The organism is Lysinibacillus sp. COL-1 (assembly GCF_059814265.1).
Map to the genome: position 1 here is coordinate 412,012 of NZ_JCAWSJ010000004.1, position 17,748 is coordinate 429,759.

At 37.5% G+C, this 17,748-nt stretch carries 9 protein-coding genes; 5 read left to right on the forward strand and 4 right to left on the reverse strand.

Annotated features, from left to right (window positions below):
- The first annotated feature begins 55 nt into the window (after nt 1–55).
- Entirely contained in the window at nt 56–2,557 is a 2,502-nt protein-coding gene (locus AC6BKE_RS10305; RefSeq protein WP_499858305.1) for an S-layer homology domain-containing protein, read from the forward strand.
- Between the two features lie 90 nt (nt 2,558–2,647).
- Here AC6BKE_RS10305 and AC6BKE_RS10310 read toward each other — a convergent pair whose 3' ends face one another.
- Both AC6BKE_RS10310 and AC6BKE_RS10315 read right to left on the reverse strand, forming a co-directional pair.
- Entirely contained in the window at nt 2,648–3,904 is a 1,257-nt protein-coding gene (locus AC6BKE_RS10310) for an HlyD family secretion protein (RefSeq protein ID WP_499856776.1), read from the reverse strand.
- Nucleotides 3,904–4,581, reverse strand: coding sequence for a hypothetical protein (locus tag AC6BKE_RS10315; protein WP_058845006.1), 678 nt, complete (start codon nt 4,579–4,581; stop codon nt 3,904–3,906). Before AC6BKE_RS10315 ends, AC6BKE_RS10310 begins: the two co-directional genes overlap by 1 nt.
- A 594-nt stretch (nt 4,582–5,175) precedes the next feature.
- On the opposite strand from AC6BKE_RS10315, the gene AC6BKE_RS10320 reads away from it, so the two are divergent.
- The 4 genes from AC6BKE_RS10320 (at nt 5,176) to AC6BKE_RS10335 (ending at nt 13,727) form a co-directional block, all read left to right on the forward strand.
- Nucleotides 5,176–9,186 (forward strand): cell wall-binding protein, encoded by a 4,011-nt coding sequence (locus AC6BKE_RS10320; RefSeq protein WP_499858306.1) that lies wholly within the window; start codon nt 5,176–5,178, stop codon nt 9,184–9,186.
- Between the two features lie 193 nt (nt 9,187–9,379).
- Entirely contained in the window at nt 9,380–10,447 is a 1,068-nt protein-coding gene (locus tag AC6BKE_RS10325; protein WP_036124284.1) for a CAP and S-layer homology domain-containing protein, read from the forward strand.
- 221 nt (nt 10,448–10,668) lie between these two features.
- The gene (locus AC6BKE_RS10330) at nt 10,669–11,580 is read left to right on the forward strand and encodes a C40 family peptidase (protein ID WP_036124282.1); all 912 of its coding nucleotides are present in this window, start codon (nt 10,669–10,671) and stop codon (nt 11,578–11,580) included.
- A gap of 233 nt (nt 11,581–11,813) precedes the next feature.
- Nucleotides 11,814–13,727: an N-acetylmuramoyl-L-alanine amidase gene (locus AC6BKE_RS10335; RefSeq protein WP_089932944.1), complete on the forward strand. Its 1,914-nt coding sequence runs from the start codon at nt 11,814–11,816 to the stop codon at nt 13,725–13,727.
- A gap of 136 nt (nt 13,728–13,863) precedes the next feature.
- Here the strand turns inward: AC6BKE_RS10335 and AC6BKE_RS10340 are convergent, their stop codons facing one another.
- Together AC6BKE_RS10340 and pruA are read right to left on the reverse strand one after the other, a co-directional pair.
- Nucleotides 13,864–15,837 carry an S-layer homology domain-containing protein gene (locus AC6BKE_RS10340; protein WP_271912385.1) on the reverse strand — a complete coding sequence of 658 codons (1,974 nt, stop codon included), beginning with the start codon at nt 15,835–15,837 and terminating at the stop codon, nt 13,864–13,866.
- A gap of 263 nt (nt 15,838–16,100) precedes the next feature.
- Nucleotides 16,101–17,645 carry an L-glutamate gamma-semialdehyde dehydrogenase gene (gene pruA, locus AC6BKE_RS10345; protein ID WP_340812558.1) on the reverse strand — a complete coding sequence of 515 codons (1,545 nt, stop codon included), beginning with the start codon at nt 17,643–17,645 and terminating at the stop codon, nt 16,101–16,103.
- Nucleotides 17,646–17,748 lie beyond the last annotated feature (103 nt).

A 17,748-nucleotide genomic window follows, 5' to 3' on the forward strand; every position in this document is an offset into this window, starting at 1 on the left:
TCACTGGCACGGGTCATGTGACATGAGATCGTGCCATACTTTGAATATATTCGGAGTGAAGAAATTGGCAAGAAAACTAGTAACAATTATTGTAGCCCTATTTGTGCTTATACTAACAGTTAGCCCAATCAATGGACAAGCAGCTGGTTTAGGCAATAAAGTCAGTGAAGTTAAAACGGAGGTTTCACCACAGGTAACACATATACAGCAAAGCTATACTTCAGGTTCTATTCGTGAGTTTGTAAATGTTTTAGATGTTAATTTAAATAATACATATACAAAATTAGAAATCGGTATGCCCAATCCTATTAATTCATTAAAAACAACATCAGCGATGGCAAAGCAAAATACGTATGATGGACATCGTGTTGTGGGAGCTGTCAATGCTTCTTACTTTTTAGGTAATGGTATGCCCGCGAACTTGTTAGCGGAAAAAAATGAAATAGTGAACTATGGTATTTTAGGAGATACATATGATAGCCCAACACAAAAACCAGTTGCGTTTGGTTTGTCAAAATCAGGGAAAGCGATAGCAGATTATTATACAACAAATCTAACGTTCCAAGTGAATGGCAAAAGCTATCCTATTGATCTCATTAATAGTGAACGAGGAACGAATAAAACAGTTTTATATACACCTGAAAAAAGAACGACAGGTACCAATACATGGGGTGTAGAATTAGTGGTGACCGGTGCTAGCCAAGATACAAATGTCTTGCATTTTGGCGATCAGTTTTCAGGCACAGTTTCGCATGTAACAGCCTATGGGGCAGAAGGTAACTCATCTGTACCAGCGGATGGCTTTGTTATTTCTGTTCAAAATAAAGAGTTAGCTGCTGAATTAAGTACAATTACTTCAGGCACGAATGTGGAAGTAAGCTTATCCATTGATCAAAAATGGATGGATGCTCAATTCATTTTAGCTGCTGGACCAATGCTAGTGCGAAACGGCAAAGTTGATATTTCGATGCCGACGAATTCTGGCTTTGCTTCAACACGTAGTCCACGTACAGCAGTTGCAGTAGATGCCACTGGTACGAAGGTATCTCTTGTAACAATTGATGGTCGCATAAGCGGTCACAGTAATGGGGTTAATTTATCAGATTTAGCTTCTCATTTAATTTCAATGGGCGCTTCTTCGGCTATTAACTTAGATGGAGGCGGCTCTACAGCGATGGTCGTGCGTAATCCAGGTGGCTATTTTGCCAACCTAGTGAACAGACCATCAGAGGGCAGTGAACGTCGTGTATCAGCCATTTTGCAGGTTGTGAATACAGCGCCACCAGGACAAGCAAAATCGATTACATTAAGTAGTGTCAGTCAAGTAATGAAAGGTTCGTCTGTAGATATGCAGGTAGCAAGTGCCTATGATCAATACTTGAATCCGATGACGATCAACCCAGCCAATATGAAATGGACTGTGGAAGGAAATATCGGGAAAATGGATGGGGCAACCTTTACTGCTACACAAAAAGGTGAAGGGGAAATTATCGCAGAATATGAAGGAATCCGTACGTCTACACCTGTAAAAGTAATAGACTTAGCAGAAAAACCTATCGTACTAGATAGCTTCGATAATGCGTCATCTTGGACAACTGAAGTGGCAAAAGCCAATGCTTCATTAGCAAACTCTAAAGAGTATGCTAGACAGGGAACTGCTAGCTTACAATTAAACTATGATTTTACGACAGCAGGCACAGGCACAAAAGCGGCCTATATGGTTGCTAAGACACCAATTGCTATGACAGGTCAGCCTAAAAACATCGGTCTTTGGGTATTTGGTGATGGCGGTAAGCATTGGCTAAGAGGTGTAGTTGTTGATGGTTCTGGCGCTAAGCATACGATTGATTTCACAAGTCAGGGTGGTTTAGACTGGAATGGCTGGAAGTACGTTACGGCGAATATTCCGAGTGATTTAGCGCAGCCATTGAAATTTGAACGTTTATATGTTGCTCAACCAACAGCGTCTCTTCAAAAGAAAGGGCAGCTATACTTCGATCAATTACAGGCTGTCTATAAAGATAATCATGAGGAATTAATTTATACAGATGTTGCAAAAGGACATTGGGCATTTTCTGAAATCCAAAGCCTAAACAATAAATTGCTTATTAAAGGGTATGCCAATGGAACATTTAAGCCAGAAGCATCGATTACTCGTGCAGAGGCAGCGACAATCATTGCTAGAGCTTTAAATCTAACAACGACGAAGGATTCAAGCTTTAAAGATGTGAGTAAAGGCCACTATGCATACAGTGCCATTGCTGCCGTAGAGCAGGCTGGCATTATTAAAGGGCAAGAAGCAGGGAAGTTTAATCCAAATGGACAGCTTTCACGTGCAGAAATGGCTGCGATTTTAACAAGAGCGTATAAATTAACAGGTACAAGTAAGGTAAGCTTCACAGATGTTAAATCAACACATTGGGCATATAGCAATATCCAAGCACTTGTGGCGAATAATTTAACTGGAGGTTTCCCAGACAATACATTTAGACCAGATGCACAAATTACACGTGCTCAATTTGCAAGCTTCTTAAATAGATGCTTATCATTCAAATAATATTGATGAATCCCCTGTAGTTACTACAGGGGATTCGTTCGTAGCAAAAAAATCCGCTTCGCTCATAAGAGAGCGAAGCGGATTTTTTATTTAGAATACAATGTATTTCACATATTGTTTCCAAGTTAAATCTTTAAAATGGCTCCATTGTATTTTCTCAACAGGCAATGTGCGGAAGGTATAGGCTGCAATATTACGTTTCTCATTAGAGAGCATTGGCGTGCCTTCCTCTACATAGTCCATAAAAATAGCGGATTTCGCTGTGTTAAATTGCACATTGATATCGATCAGCTGGATTTTGCCCTCCTGATTGATAATATAAAGCTTTTTATTTCCTTTTTTAGTCGTCGCTAGCCACGATTTATCGACTTTGTAAGAATCGAATGCTTCATTGACAATAATGGATGCCTTGCCTGTAGTTGAAAATGGGATGTCCTCTAATGGAGCATCTTGCTGTAACGTTACTTCATAATTTGTTGGCTGTGGTAAAGCTGCTGTTTTGGCTAGCTCATTTGCCCAAAATGTATGATCATCTGTAGCGATCATTTGTTTTTCTAAAACCACACCTGATAAGGCATCTTTAACATGTTTGACTTTAAAATCAACGGTTTGGCCTTCCTGTACCTTTTGCCATTCCTTTTCTGATAAATAGGCATACATTGCTTTTTCATTAGAATAGATTTCAAACGTTACTGTACCGGCTTCTTCTTTAATGGCAGATACGATACCGTCAATAGGGCTGACAATGCCTTGACGAGATTGAATTTGTGTAATTTGTGCTTCAATTAGCGCAATTTGACGATTTGTTTCGGCAATATGTCGATTTAACAGTGCAACGGCTGTCGATGCTGAATTTTGTTGAGCAAGCTCTAATTTTAGCGTAACAGATAGTTTATCATTGATTTGGTCCGTATTAATCGAGCTTTTCGGATTAGAGCCATCTCCATATTCATCCTCAATTTGGTCGAGTGCATCCTGTAAATCACTTAATTCTGTTTCATAGGCAGTACGTTCTGATTCAAGCTTTGTTATCTCTTCATCTACCTCATCAGTTTGATAGGTAGCAAGCAAATCATTCATCATCACTTCCTGACCACGTTTTACATTCACAGCCGATAAGCTAGTTGCATCAGCGGTAATGGTGAACGTTTCAGCAGGTGCTACAATCGTTTCTTTATTGACACGCTCAGTATTTGTGCCGATATAGGCTTTTTGAAACTCGTTGATAAAGTAGGATCGTGTGATGTTGCTATCATTCTTGAACACTAAATAAGCATTTATACCGATTACTAGCATCGCCAACACAATGGTCATACTTGTCCATGGTCTTGCTTTGATAAATGCCATCATCCTAACCCCCTAGCAATCCATTCTTTTATTGGTAGCACACTAATCATCCCAACAAATAAGGCCATAAATAGTTGTACACCAATCAATTTGACTACTAATATTTTTCTACTAGCTGCTTCCTCCCATTTAGATAGGAATAGATACTGCACAATAATGATTAAAACGGTCGTTACTGTCAATTGGTTGATGCTAAATAAGACGAAATCTGTTTCAATCACCTGTAGGGCAGCTGGAGCTAATGAGAAGAATGAAAACATTGTTGTATAGCCTACTGCGTAGAAAACAGCAAAGAGAATTGCTTTTTCGATTAATAAGAAGGCAACAACATAAAGCTGGACTTTTTTAATCCAAGAGTAAGGAATGTCCGTTAATAGATGTAATAGATAGGTAACCCCATAATAATGGAAGCAAAAATAGACGATTGCCCATAATACAGCACCGAGCATGGAAAGTACGCGTGCTACAAAATAATCATTTTGTTGATCCATTGCGAATAGGGTCGTTAAATTTTCCGTCCCCATTCCCCAATATTCGCGTACAGCATACAACAGGATAAATAAAATAAACACTGATAATACGCGTTTCTTATATCCGATGACCTCACCTTCCTCTACTATGTTTGTAAAGTAGGTAGGATTTTTTAAGCTATGCCAGAACTTATAATGGTAAAACATAAACAGCGTCCTTTCTTCCAAAATAGGATTTCAAAGTTGTAGTATACACCTTGTAAAAAGATTATGACATATGAAATTAGCTGTTTTTTTTCATTAATTTCGTAGAAAAAAACATATGCCGTCATTACATGTCGGTTGATGTAAACATCACATAAATCTATTGTATAGTATAATTGAAATAACTTCCTGTTTTTCTAGCTAGTAAATTTGAAAAAATATTTTTGATACTCATAATTTTGTAAATATACTAGAATGTCTTGAAAACATGATATTTATACCGATACTAAAGTAATGATTATCAATTACACTTTGCTGTAATTACGTCCGGATTTTTTCGAGCTTGCTCGAAACGTTTTTTTTCAAAATCTGTGACATCCGCCAGAGGTATTGGGGCTACATGATGCTGGTCACACACCTTCATTACTACAAGACGCACCACATTTAGACGGTGTTCCCTTATTTCGGTGGGCATTTAATTAATCGATGAAAAAAGTAAAACAAGAATTTAACTCTGTATAGTGGAAGGGGATAAATTCTGAATCAAGATAATTGAAAATGAACATAATCATTTTCCCATACATAAAAGATGAAAGGGTGGTTCGATTGAATCGAAAATTGACAGCAGGGGTCATAACAAGTCTTTTACTTGCACCTACGGCTATAGCGAATGCACAGGAAAATGATGCGCAAACTCGTGTGACACCACAGACAGAGCAAGTTGGCTATGCCAACGTGGTAGCAGCTGCTACGACAAGAGAGCAGCTCATTGCAGAATTTGGTAAGTTATCTGAAATTTCTTCAGGTGATGAGATGGTGATTGCAGAAGGAAATCTCATTGTTGTACAAAATTCTGGAGATTTTAATGCTGATGAAAAAGCAATTATAAAAGCGAAGTATGAATATGTAGTAAAACATCGCGAGCTATTAACAAAGCTTAAAGGAATGGGCAATAAAGTTAATGGAATTTTGTATTCAAGTAAAACGTTTTTTGAAGAAGTTGAAGCTGTAAATGACGAATATGTTAAATTTTTAGGAGAAAAAGAACCAACAGATACAACATCCTATCTATATGTACAAGCTCAATTTAAACAGGCCGTTGATACAGCGCTTATAAATAACGCAAGTAGTATTGCTCCTACTATGCGTAACTCGGTGTTGCAATATGGTTATGATAAGGCAGCACGTGATGCGTATTTTGGCAAAAAAGGACTGGACGTTGGAAAACTATCAAAATTAGGTAAGGATGTAGAAGCTACTGAATTGATTGCTAGCGAGCTAGTGGATTTAGTTAATTTATTGGAGAGTTCTGCAAATTTTGAAGATATTTCGACTGCACTAAACAGTTTTACAACTGGATATAATACCTTAACTGCAGATCAAAAGAAGGTGGTTGAAGCTTATAATCCAAACGATGCTTCCGTAACGCCCTTCAAAAAATATAAGGACGCTCTAACGAGTCAGTCTGCTGTAGAAAAAGTTATTTTAAGTATTAATCAGCTGAAAGCAAAACAACCATCTGAATTCACATCAGCAACAAATTTCATTAGTGCGGTATCGTCTGTTGAAAAAGCATATAACAGCCTTGATACGGCATCAAAAAATTTGGTGACAAACGCTTCTATACTTGAAGAGTATAAAAAAGCGGCTGAAATTTCCAAGCGAATTTCAGCACTACGTGTATCAAGTGATGCTGCTTATCGTACAGAAGTAGCTTCAATTAAAGATATTTATGATAATCAATTAACCCTAGAAAAGGGATATATAAAGAATGCGGCTGATTTTGAAATAGCGGTCGCGAATATTGCTTCTGCACAACAGATTGAAGGACTTATCTTGGCAATTGCAGGTGCTTCAGATAAAGTACAAGCAATTAAAGATGCTCGAACTGCTTATGATGCTCCTCCAGCACCATCTGGAACAACAATCAATGCGGCAAATGTCAAAAAAATTGTTAATAATCTAGCAGAGTTAACGAAGTGGGAAAAGGTTTATAACGCGTCTTTAACTGTGGATAAATTAATCGACAGTATTGATCCAACAGCTTCTACTTTTGAAAGCAAGACATTAGCTGCACAGGCTGCTTTCGATAAGCTTGGAGAAAGTGAAAAGACGTTAGTTCAAGGCATAAATAAACTAACTCTGTTTTTCAAATATGCGGATGTATCGAAAAAAGTGAATGCACTAAATTCTTCTGTGTCTGACTACAACGCACAGCTTGAAACATTGAAAAATGCAGTTGCTGCTTTAGATGCATCGGGCAGTGAATATGCAGCAGCGCTTGATAATATCAAAGATAAACTCAATGAAAAATTAACAGTTCTTACAAACGAAGCATCAGCAGTAACAGATGTTATGAGCAAGATCGACAGTTTAAATACATCATCTAATCTCGTACAGGATATGCTAGATGCCCGTTCAGCTTATAATGCACTACCATCAGCAGCAAAAAGTCGTGTAACGAACATTAAAGTTTTAACAGATTTTGAAAAATCACATAAAGCTGTTGTGAATGTCATCTCACTCTTTGAAAAACTTGATCCATCTTCTAAAAGCTATATTTCCAAAGCGAAGTCAGCTTTTACTGCTTATGCAAAGCTAGATGACAATAATAAAGTATATGTAAAAAATTACAAGGATTTAAAAGATATAGTACCAGTTGTAGATGTCATTGTTCAAATTAATGCTTTAAATCCTTCTAAAAAAACGTATAAAGTGGATGTAACAAAAGCAACAGAGGCATACGCGGCATTAGCAGATGCAACACTTCAAGGAAAGGTTGTCAATTATGCTGACCTAATAAAAGCACAGGGGTATATCGATACAGCCAAAAACTTTGATGCCCATGTCGCAGCATTGGCGAATGAGAATCCTGACACATTTGTCAAAAAGGTAGCCGACCTAGCTGCAGAATATAAGGCGATGGATAAAAATGTTAAAAAGCTGGTGGAAGAGTACAAAACGTTAAGTGCGTATGAAAAAAACAATAAGGCTGTAGTAAAGGTTATTCAAATGATTGATGCCTTAAACCCAACAAGTAAGGATTATACGAAAAAGGTACTTGCTGCACGCAAAGCCTATAATGCGCTTGATACAGTATCACAAAAACGAGTGACGAACTATGATAATCTGACAGCAGTTGAGGATGTAGCTTCTTTGATTGGTCTTATTGCTTCATTAAAGCCAACGAGTAAAACATTCTATCAGGATATGAAAACAGCTCGTGAGCTTTACGATTCACTACCTGAAGCGAAACAACAAGCTATCATCAACTATGATGCTCTGGTGGCAGCAGAAAATGAACAGGGCTTAGCGCAGAGCGTGATTGAGCTTATTAATTTAACAGAAGAACAAGATGCAGACTATTTAACGAAGCTGATGAATGCACGAGTAGCCTATGATAAGCTGTCATCGAATCAAAAGAAATTAGTGACAAATATTAAAGATTTAACAACACGTGAAAAAGCGGTTAAGCCGATTTTAAGTGTGATGGTTCAAATTAATGAACTAGATCCAGAAGCGCAAAACTTTGTTAGTAAGTTTAACGCCGCACGTAAGGCCTATGACAAACTATCAAAGGATCAGAAGAAATATATTGATAATATTGATATACTCTTAAAGTTTGAGCCCGTTTCTAATGTGATGGAATTGATTAGCAAACTAAAATCTTCTAATAGTACATTCCTTCAGGATACATCACGAGCCCGTTCATTGTACGATGCACTGCCTGCTGATTTGCAGCAATATGTGACAAACTATTATTTATTGCAAGCAGCTGAGTCTAGTATTTTAGGTGCTGGGAATGTAATGCAGATGATCAATGACTTACCATCTGTTGATCCAAAGCAATATGTGAAACGTATTCAAGAGATTCGTGCGGCTTATAATGCTTTACCAAAGGATCAGCAGCGAGCTGTACAAAATTACAGAGTGCTACAAGATCAAGAGAAGCTAATTAAGCCTGTTATTACTGTGGTAGAGGATATTGACCGACTATTAACAGCCAAAGATATGAACAGCCAGTATCAAAAGATTTTAAAAGCCTATGATAAGCTCAATGCCGATCAAAGACGCTATGTCTATAACGACCAGCTATTGCTATCATTAGACAACGTGATAAAAGTTTATAATAGCATTGCTAACTTGAATCCGAAGGATAAGTTCTACTTTGGTATGATCGAAGCGGTGCGTAGAGAGTATGATAGCTTGAATACAATAGATAAACAGCGTATTTCCAACTACTCTATTTTATTAGAGGCAGAGAAAAGCATGGCTGACGTCAAGAAAGTGGTTGAGTTAATAGCAGGACTTTCACCAAGCTCGCCAACCTATATTGAAGATGTGGCTAATGCAGTTGCTGCTTATAAAGCGCTGGATTCAAAAGTACGAGGACAAGTCATCAATGAGGATGTATTAAAGCAGGCTGAAAAAGATGTGGCAGCTGTTTTGAAAGTTGTCCAAGCCATTGGCGGCATTGATCCAGAAAGCTCATCCTTCGAGAAAAAAGTATTAGCTGCTCAAAAAGATTATAGTAATTTATCGATTGAGCAACAGGGGTTAGTTTATAATTTCCGCATTTTAGAAGAATATCTAAAAATGATACAATAGTCTGACGAAAAAGGAGTTTCCCCAATGAAGATTGCGGGAAAACTCCTTTTATAACGAGAAAATAATGGTTCTACTTATAAATTTCCAAAAAAGTGAAACTATATCAGATGAAATTCGTATCTTATAATGTGCTTACTTATTTTTATTGCATCATGGATACATATTCATTTGACAGAGTGAGGAGGTAGCCCTGTTGAAAAAAATACTTTGTATAGTGGTCCTTTCAATAGCTGCAACCATAGGAAGTTTAACTAATTCAAGTCAGGTAGAAGCTGCATCTGCAAAAGCTGTAGATGTGACTAGTTCATATTGGGCAAATGCTTCCATTCAACATATGCTCACTAAACAATATATGACTACATATAACGATCATACATTTAAGCCTGAGCAAGCTATTACGAGGGCTGAGGCTGCCGCTACCATTGCTCGTTCTCTCCAGGTAAATGTAGACATTGCGAATTCCGCAAAATTTAAGGATGTTCCTGCAACACATCCATATTACAAGGAAATTTGTCAGCTCGTTCAGCTAGGTGTTATTCAAAAAGGTGATGAATTTCATCCAGAAGAGCCTTTGAAGCGAATGCAGGTAGCGAAAATGCTAACACTTGCCTATCAGTTTAAAGTAGATAGCAAAAACAACAGCCAGTTTGCAGATATTGCTAGCACACATTGGGCAAAGGACTATATCGAATCCTTAGCAGATATAGGCATTGTTAGTGGAGTGGATACAAAACATTTTGCACCGGACCAATTGGTGACGCGTGCACAGTTTGCTGTTTTTGTTGAGCGCAGCATAAATTTTCAGCAAAAGATAAAGAAGCTGGAAGTAGCCTATGATTATTTAGCGAAGCAATATATCCCAACAAAAAACCTTTCTACAGAATGGTCTAAAAAGGTCATTGAATTAATCAATGTGGAAAGAAAAAAGAATAAGCTAGAAACGGTTGTCTATGATCCAGAGCTGACACAAATCGCGATTATCAAAGCACAGGACATGGTGAATCGCCATTATTTTGAACATGTTTCTCCATTTTATGGTGCACCTTGGGATTTAGCGACATTATTTGATTACGATTACACAAGCTTTGGCGAGAATATTGCCAGAAATATAAAAACACCTGAAATTGCTGTAAAGGCGTGGATGGCTTCCACTAGTCATCGAGAGAATATTTTAAAAGAACATTATACAAATACAGGTGTTGCGATAGCACAGGACATCAAAGGAAATTACTATTGGGTTCAAATGTTCTCTAGTCAATAAGTTGTTGTGTAACAAAGAGTCTCTAATATTACAGGAATGTTACGAAAGATCCAAAATACGATAAAAAAATTTCCTTTTGAACGCTGGAAATACCACCAAACGTTGGTATTACAGCGTTTTTTTGCTGTCTAAAACCGTTACACAATTGAAAAATAACAATCGCTTTTTTTGTGATAGTCTATGTATAGGCAAAAAAGTTTTGAGAGGGGTATAACAAAAGTATGAATAAGAAATGGTTATTACCGATTTTTGCATCTTTTATGTTATTTTCAACAGCTCATATAAACACTGCTGAGGCAGCGACTAAAGCAGATGTAACTGATACAGCTTCTAAATACGTAGGTATTCCATATAAATACGGCGGTACAACAACAAGTGGTTTTGATTGCTCTGGCTTTACTTCTAAAGTATTTTCAGATTTAGGCATTCAATTAAATCGCACATCTGGCTCACAGTATCAACAAGGTACTGCAGTAGCGAAAAGCGATTTGCAAGTTGGCGATTTACTATTTTTCAATACAAGTGGTAGTGGTATTTCACATGTGGCTATATACATAGGTGACGGTAAAATGATCCACTCTCAAACTGGTCAAGGCGTAAGTTATTCAAGTGTGAATGATCCATACTATTGGAGCTCTCGTTATGTAGGTGCTAAACGCGTTGCGACATTTGATACACAACAGCAAGCAGAAGTTAAACAAGCAGCAATTGACTTTTCAGTATATGCTTCTCGCGCAGAGGTAGCTGTCCAAATTGCGAAAGCTTTGAACTTAGATACATCTGATACAAATGCTGGTTTTGTAGACGTAAAACCATCCAATGCCCATGCAGGTGCAATCGCAGCTGTGGCAAAACTAGGCATCTTTGAAGGCGATGCGAATGGTAAATTCAACCCGTCTTCACCAATTACACGCGCACAAATTGCTAAAGTATTAGTGGTAGCATTTGGCCTTGAAAACAATGGTGGAAGTGTAGCATTTAGCGATGTACCTCAAAATAGCTGGGCTAATGGATATATTTCGACTTTAGCATCAAATGGTATTACAAATGGCGATGGAGAAGGTAGCTTCGGTTCAGATGAGTTACTTAAAATCGACCAACTAAAAGTATTTATCAAACGAATTCAACAATAAGTTCATAAAGTTAACACTTTAATTGTGTTATAGATTGCAAGAATTGATCTTTTGAATAGCGTATAATGGAAGAAGGGTTTGCAATCGCAGACTCTTCTATTTTTATGATAATTTTGTAGGAAAGGGTGTGACTTGGAAAATTAAATTTTAACAGTTCTATTGTCTGATGCATTATTTAGCTAATTTTGTTAAAATGGACACGTTAAGAGAACAAGAAGGGAGGAAATAAGACATTGAACATCAAAAAAATTAGTCTTATCTTGTGCGTCTTATTGATTTCGGCTTCTATGTTTACGATACATAGTGCAAGTGTCAGTGCAGCTACCAATTCAAATATAACATTTGAAGATGTCACTAAAACACACCCAGCCTATGAAGAAATCAATTATTTAGTAAGTTTAGGTGTTATTCAAGGATACTTTGTCAATGGTAAAAGAGTATTTGGCCCAAATAACAATGTAACAAGAGGACAAGCTGCTAAGATGGTTGTAGTTGCTTCAGGTAACAAACCATTAGTTGTTAATAAATCAAGCTTTTCAGATGTTACAGTAGGCACTGAAATGTCAGGTTACATAGAGCGTGCTGTCCAATTAGGATTTTTCGACAAAAATATAAAAGGTGAATTCCTACCAAATAAGCCTCTAACTCGTGGAGAAATGAGTTATGTATTAACAAAGGCATTCAATTTAGATACTAGTGAGTATGAGGGAATTGACTCACCATTTACGGACGTAGCGATTACACATGAATATGTGAAATACATTAATACCATTTATTATAATGGTATTACGAACGGAACGGGTGATAAGTATTTACCAAATAGTACTGTAACACGTTCACAATTTTCTTTATTCGTTGCACGTGCAAAAAGTGAAAAATATCGCTTAGAATTACCTGTAAAAGGTGTACAAGTGCCAGATACATCACAAGTGATTGGCTTAGTAAAAGTTACTACAGAGGGGTTAAACATCCGTAAATCAAAGGATTCCTCTTCTAGTACTAACATCGTAGGTAAAGTCAATACAGGCGGTAAATTATCAGTATATGCAGTTGAAGGCAATTGGTTAAAGGTAACTTATAAAGGTGCATTTGCCTATGTTTTTAAGCAATACACTGAATTTTTAGATGCAGATGGCAATGAGCTAGGAGCAGTCGAAAAAGAAGTTACGACAAATGGTGCTGTAAACTTATATGTGAAGCCAACATCTTCCGCAAAAGTAATTTCATCAGTTAAAGCCAACGAAAAACTACCAGTTTACAAAACAATCGGTGGCTATTATTTAACACAAGTAAATGGTTTGCCAGGTTATATTGTAGCAAACAGTACTACGGATGCTACTGGAGAAGTAAAACCTAATCCGGATCCAACACCACCACCAGCTTCTGGAGATGTATTAGGTAAGGTAACGGTTGCTAACCTAAATGTGCGTAGTCAAGGTAACTCAACTTCGCCAGTGCTATTTAAGCTGAACAAGGGAGAGTATGTCCAAGTTAATAGCATTAATGGTTATTGGGCAGAAATCACCTATAATGGTCAAACAGGATATGTTCATAAATCCTATTTAAAACTATTAAATCAAACAGCTAAGCCTTTACAAAATCGTATTATCATCCTAGACCCAGGTCACGGTGGTAAAGATCCAGGTACTGTAAAAGGTTCTGTTTCTGAAAAAAGCATTACATTAAAAGTCAGCACACAAGTTAAGCAATTACTAGAGAATGCTGGTGCAAAAGTTTATATGACACGTACTGGTGATACGTATCCATCATTACAAGATCGTGTAGATTTTACACAAGCAAACTATGGTGAGATTTTCGTTAGTGTCCATGTTAACTCTGCTGCCAATGCGTCAGCACAGGGTACTGAAACATATTATGCAATATCTACAGGAGATATGTATCAAGAGGACATCGATTTAGCTACATTTGTGAATAACCAAATTGTTAACAATTTAAATATGAAAAACCGTGGTGTGAAGCAAGAGCAATACTACGTCATTCGTAACATGGTGATTCCATCTATTTTAGTAGAGCTAGGATTCTTAACGAATACAGAGGATCACAATAAAATGACGAATGATCAATACGTTAAATTATTTGCAGAATCTATTTACAATGGTATTTTGCAATATTATAAGAAACAATAATAGTTGAAGAACGATTCCAAAGGGGTGCTATCTTTTGGGATCGTTTTTCTTACTTTATACATACCCGCATTCGAAAAATACAAACAAATCTATAAAAAAATGGCTGCCTCGTTTCTTAGGAGGCAGCCATTTACTATTATTTCACGGTATTGATGAATTTAATATAATCCTTACTAATATAGGCAGGTTCAGTGGGTAATTTATCTGAAACAACTTGATACCAACCATTTGCTCCTGTATCTGTGACAATGACGGGCATATTACTTTTGCTAAATGTGAACAATGGACTTTGACTTGTTGATGCGTCTGCACGAACATTTAGACCAGCTGTTGTAGTTAGTGCAATTTTATAAGGGTTATTTGCATCTTTAAAGCCTAAAGCCTTTTCTGCACGATAGTAGTGTCCAGCAATTTTAGCGCCCCAGAATGGATCTGAAGCGTATTTTACATTGAAACCGATAGCCTTAGAACCGACCACTGCACCATTCGTATAACGTCCTCCTGGTGTAATATAATTTGGCTGTAAGAACCTTTCAACAAGCTCATTAATGTTTGCACCAACACTATCAAACTTTTTGTTTAGTGGGTTTGTGTCATAGACATATAAACCAAATAGATTGTTCAAGTTTTGTGCGTGATCACTCATCCCATAAGCGCTCTCATGCTGTGCTAGAGATAAAATAAGCATAGCATTAATATGGGCATTCGCTTCTACTTCCTTTAACACAGAGCCTAAGCCAATTAACTTACTTTTTGTTGTTGCATCCTTATAAATGGTAGCACCTGAGCTTTCAACTTCCGCTAATTTTTGCAAAATATATTGATCTAGCTCTTCTGCTGTATATTGAGTTGTCGCACGAGCGGGTAGGAATTGATAGTAATTATAGCCTTCTCCTTTTGAAGAACCATTGGCATTTGTAAAATTAATGCCATCCCAGCTAAAGTATTTTTCGCCTTGCTTCATAAAGCTAGGAGCCTTACCGTACACGTAACTAGAGGAATACTTATTCGTTTTATAATCATATAGGGTATGCTTGATTTCACCATTTTCATTTGAATAGAAAGAACGTCCCTTCACTAATGCAGAAGGAATTAAGCTAACGTCAGCCTGTTTTAAATAGCCTACATGACCAGCTAAGCGTACTTTTACTTGTGTGGCATCACTGCCTAGATACTCCATTTCTGTATTACCAGCAACAGCGATTTGATCCTTAATTGTTTCAGAGTTCAGTGCAACGTAATTATTCGTTACAACATAACCCGAAGTCATTTTTATAATTTTATTATTTTGAGTAATCACTAACGAATTACTTGTCATCGCTTTTTCAGCTGCTTCAAAGGTAGGAAGGCTTTGCTTGTCTACTAGATTGCCATTTGAAATTTCTTTGATGATATATGCTGTAGTATTACCGTTATTCCCAGTATTTTCGTTGTTACCAGCGTTTCCATTATTATTGCCATTATTCTCTGAGTTTCCGTTGTTTTCGTTATTCTCAGTATCCATTTGATCGGCAAGAAGAATTAAACGTAGAATGAATGTTGAAGCTTCACCGATAGTGGCATTGTCTCTAGGTAAAAACATGCCATTAGAGCTTCCTTTAATCAGTCCTAATTGTGCACCAATGGCAATATCCTGACGGAAATCTTTAAAAATAGTGGCATTGTCTTTAAATGTAATAGAAGAAGTACCTTTTGGTATTTTTAAATAATCCACCGCTCTAATTAGCATAACTGCCATATGCTCTCTTGAAATGCGTGCGTCAGGCTTAAAAGAGCCATCTGTATACCCTGTGATAATTCCAGCAGTAGCGGCAAGCTTAATTTCATTTGCATATAAATAGGTGTCTGAGACATCTGTAAACGTCATGTCGCTTTTTGTACCTAAATCTAAAGCTTTTGCTATGTATGTGGCAAATTCACCGCGTGTAACCGTGTCATTTGGACGATAGCTGCCGTTTGCATCTTTAATCAATGCATCTTTAGAGATTAAATAACGCAAGCCACTTTCGTGCATATGGCCTGATAGCTCATCAGCATTGGCCGATTGTGGTTGCCAAATGACTACACTAATAAGCATCATAAGCAACATAAAAATTGATCGTTTTTTCATAGTTTTACCCTCCTAAACTGATATCATTTTAACAAAGTTATACAATCAAGTTAAGGGTCAAATGTTAGAAATATCATAAAATATGCCAACGAATTCTAGGAAATAAGTAGGCTTTTCGTTTTTGTAGAAAGATTTTGTATGGAATAAGGGAGGGGGAGTGAATCAAAATTCATATGAGTTTCTTCTATTATATAGTGGTTTTCTGTTTAGCCCAAAAAATAATGCCGCCCATTGTTTGGAATGGACGGCATTTTTGAAAAATATTAAAGCATTTCTGAAGTTGTTTTTGCTTGCATATGCAGTTGTAGGTAGTCTGGTCCACCTGCTTTTGAGTCTGTACCTGACATGTTGAAACCACCAAATGGTTGGTAGCCAACGATGGCACCTGTACAGCCACGGTTGAAGTAAAGGTTTCCTACATGGAATTCTTCACGTGCTTTTTCTAAGTTCACACGGTTTTTCGTGATGACTGCACCTGTTAAACCGTATTCTGTATCGTTCGCAATTTCAATAGCGTGATCGAAATCTTTTGCTTTTGCGATTGCTACCACTGGCCCGAAGATTTCTTCTTTCATAATACGTGCAGAAGGTTCTACGTCTGCGAACACAGTTGGCTGTACGAAGTAACCAACTGAATCATCTGCTGTACCACCAGCCACTAGACGACCTTCGCCTTTACCGATTTCGATGTATTCCGTAATTTTGTTGAATGCCGCTTGGTCAATAACTGTTGCCATGAAGTTGCTGAAATCTGTTGGATCTCCAACTGTTAAAGCATTTGTTAATTCTTCTACACGATTAACAACTTGCTCATATACATCTTCTACGATGACTGCACGAGAACATGCTGAACATTTTTGACCTGAGAAGCCAAATGCTGATTTGACGATTGATTGTGCAGCTAATTCTAAGTCTGCTTCTTTATCAACTACGATTGTATCTTTTCCGCCCATTTCAGCGATGACACGTTTAATCCAAATTTGACCATCATTTAATACAGAAGCACGTTGGTTGATACGTAAACCAACATCACGTGAACCTGTGAAGCTGATGAAGCGTGTTTTTGGATGATCGACTAAGTAGTCGCCTACTTCAGCACCAGAACCTGGTACGAAGTTCACGGCACCTGCTGGAAGACCTGCTTCTTCTAATACTTCGATAAATTTATACGCCACTACTGGTGTTGTAGAAGCTGGTTTTAATAAGACTGTGTTCCCTGTTACTAAAGCGGCCACTGTTGTACCAGCCATGATAGCAAATGGGAAGTTCCAAGGAGAAATAACGATACCGATTCCTAGTGGAATATAGTCATAACGGTTGTATTCACCTGGACGGCTTTCTACTGGTTGACCGCCTTTAATGCGTAGCATTTGGCGACCATAGTATTCCAAGAAGTCGATTGCTTCCGCTGTATCTGCATCTGCCTCTGCCCATGGTTTCCCTGCTTCTTTTGTTAATAATGCAGAGAATTCATGTTTACGACGACGAATAATAGCTGCTGCTTTGAACAAAACGTCAGCACGAATCGCAGGGTCAACTTTTTTCCATGTTTTGAATGTTTCATCCGCTGCTTGCATCGCTTTTTCAGCTAACTCTTTGCTTGCTTTTGACACACGGCCAATCACTTCTGTTTTCTTTGCAGGATTGTACGAAACGATTTTGTCTTCTGTTGTAATGCGCTCGCCACCAATAATTAGTGGGTAGTCTTGACCTAAGTAACCTTCAACTTTATTTAAAGCCTCCACATAAGCATTGTAGTTTACCTCTTGTGAAAAATCTGTGAATGGTTCGTGTTTGTATGGAATCATGTCAGTTTCCTCCCCATGAATAAGTGATGCCAAATGATTATGCACCTTTTAAGATTGTGATAATTATATAATGCAATATAATTTGGCATTTATCAACTCAAAT

What these genes read in the sequence shown, in the direction of transcription:
- AC6BKE_RS10330 (WP_036124282.1), top strand. Translation starts at nt 10,669, where the DNA reads ATGAATAAGAAATGGTTATTACCGATTTTTGCATCTTTTATGTTATTT.
- AC6BKE_RS10310 (WP_499856776.1), bottom strand. Translation starts at nt 3,904, where the DNA reads ATGGCATTTATCAAAGCAAGACCATGGACAAGTATGACCATTGTGTTG.
- pruA (WP_340812558.1), bottom strand. Translation starts at nt 17,645, where the DNA reads ATGATTCCATACAAACACGAACCATTCACAGATTTTTCACAAGAGGTA.
- AC6BKE_RS10340 (WP_271912385.1), bottom strand. Translation starts at nt 15,837, where the DNA reads ATGAAAAAACGATCAATTTTTATGTTGCTTATGATGCTTATTAGTGTA.
- AC6BKE_RS10315 (WP_058845006.1), bottom strand. Translation starts at nt 4,581, where the DNA reads ATGTTTTACCATTATAAGTTCTGGCATAGCTTAAAAAATCCTACCTAC.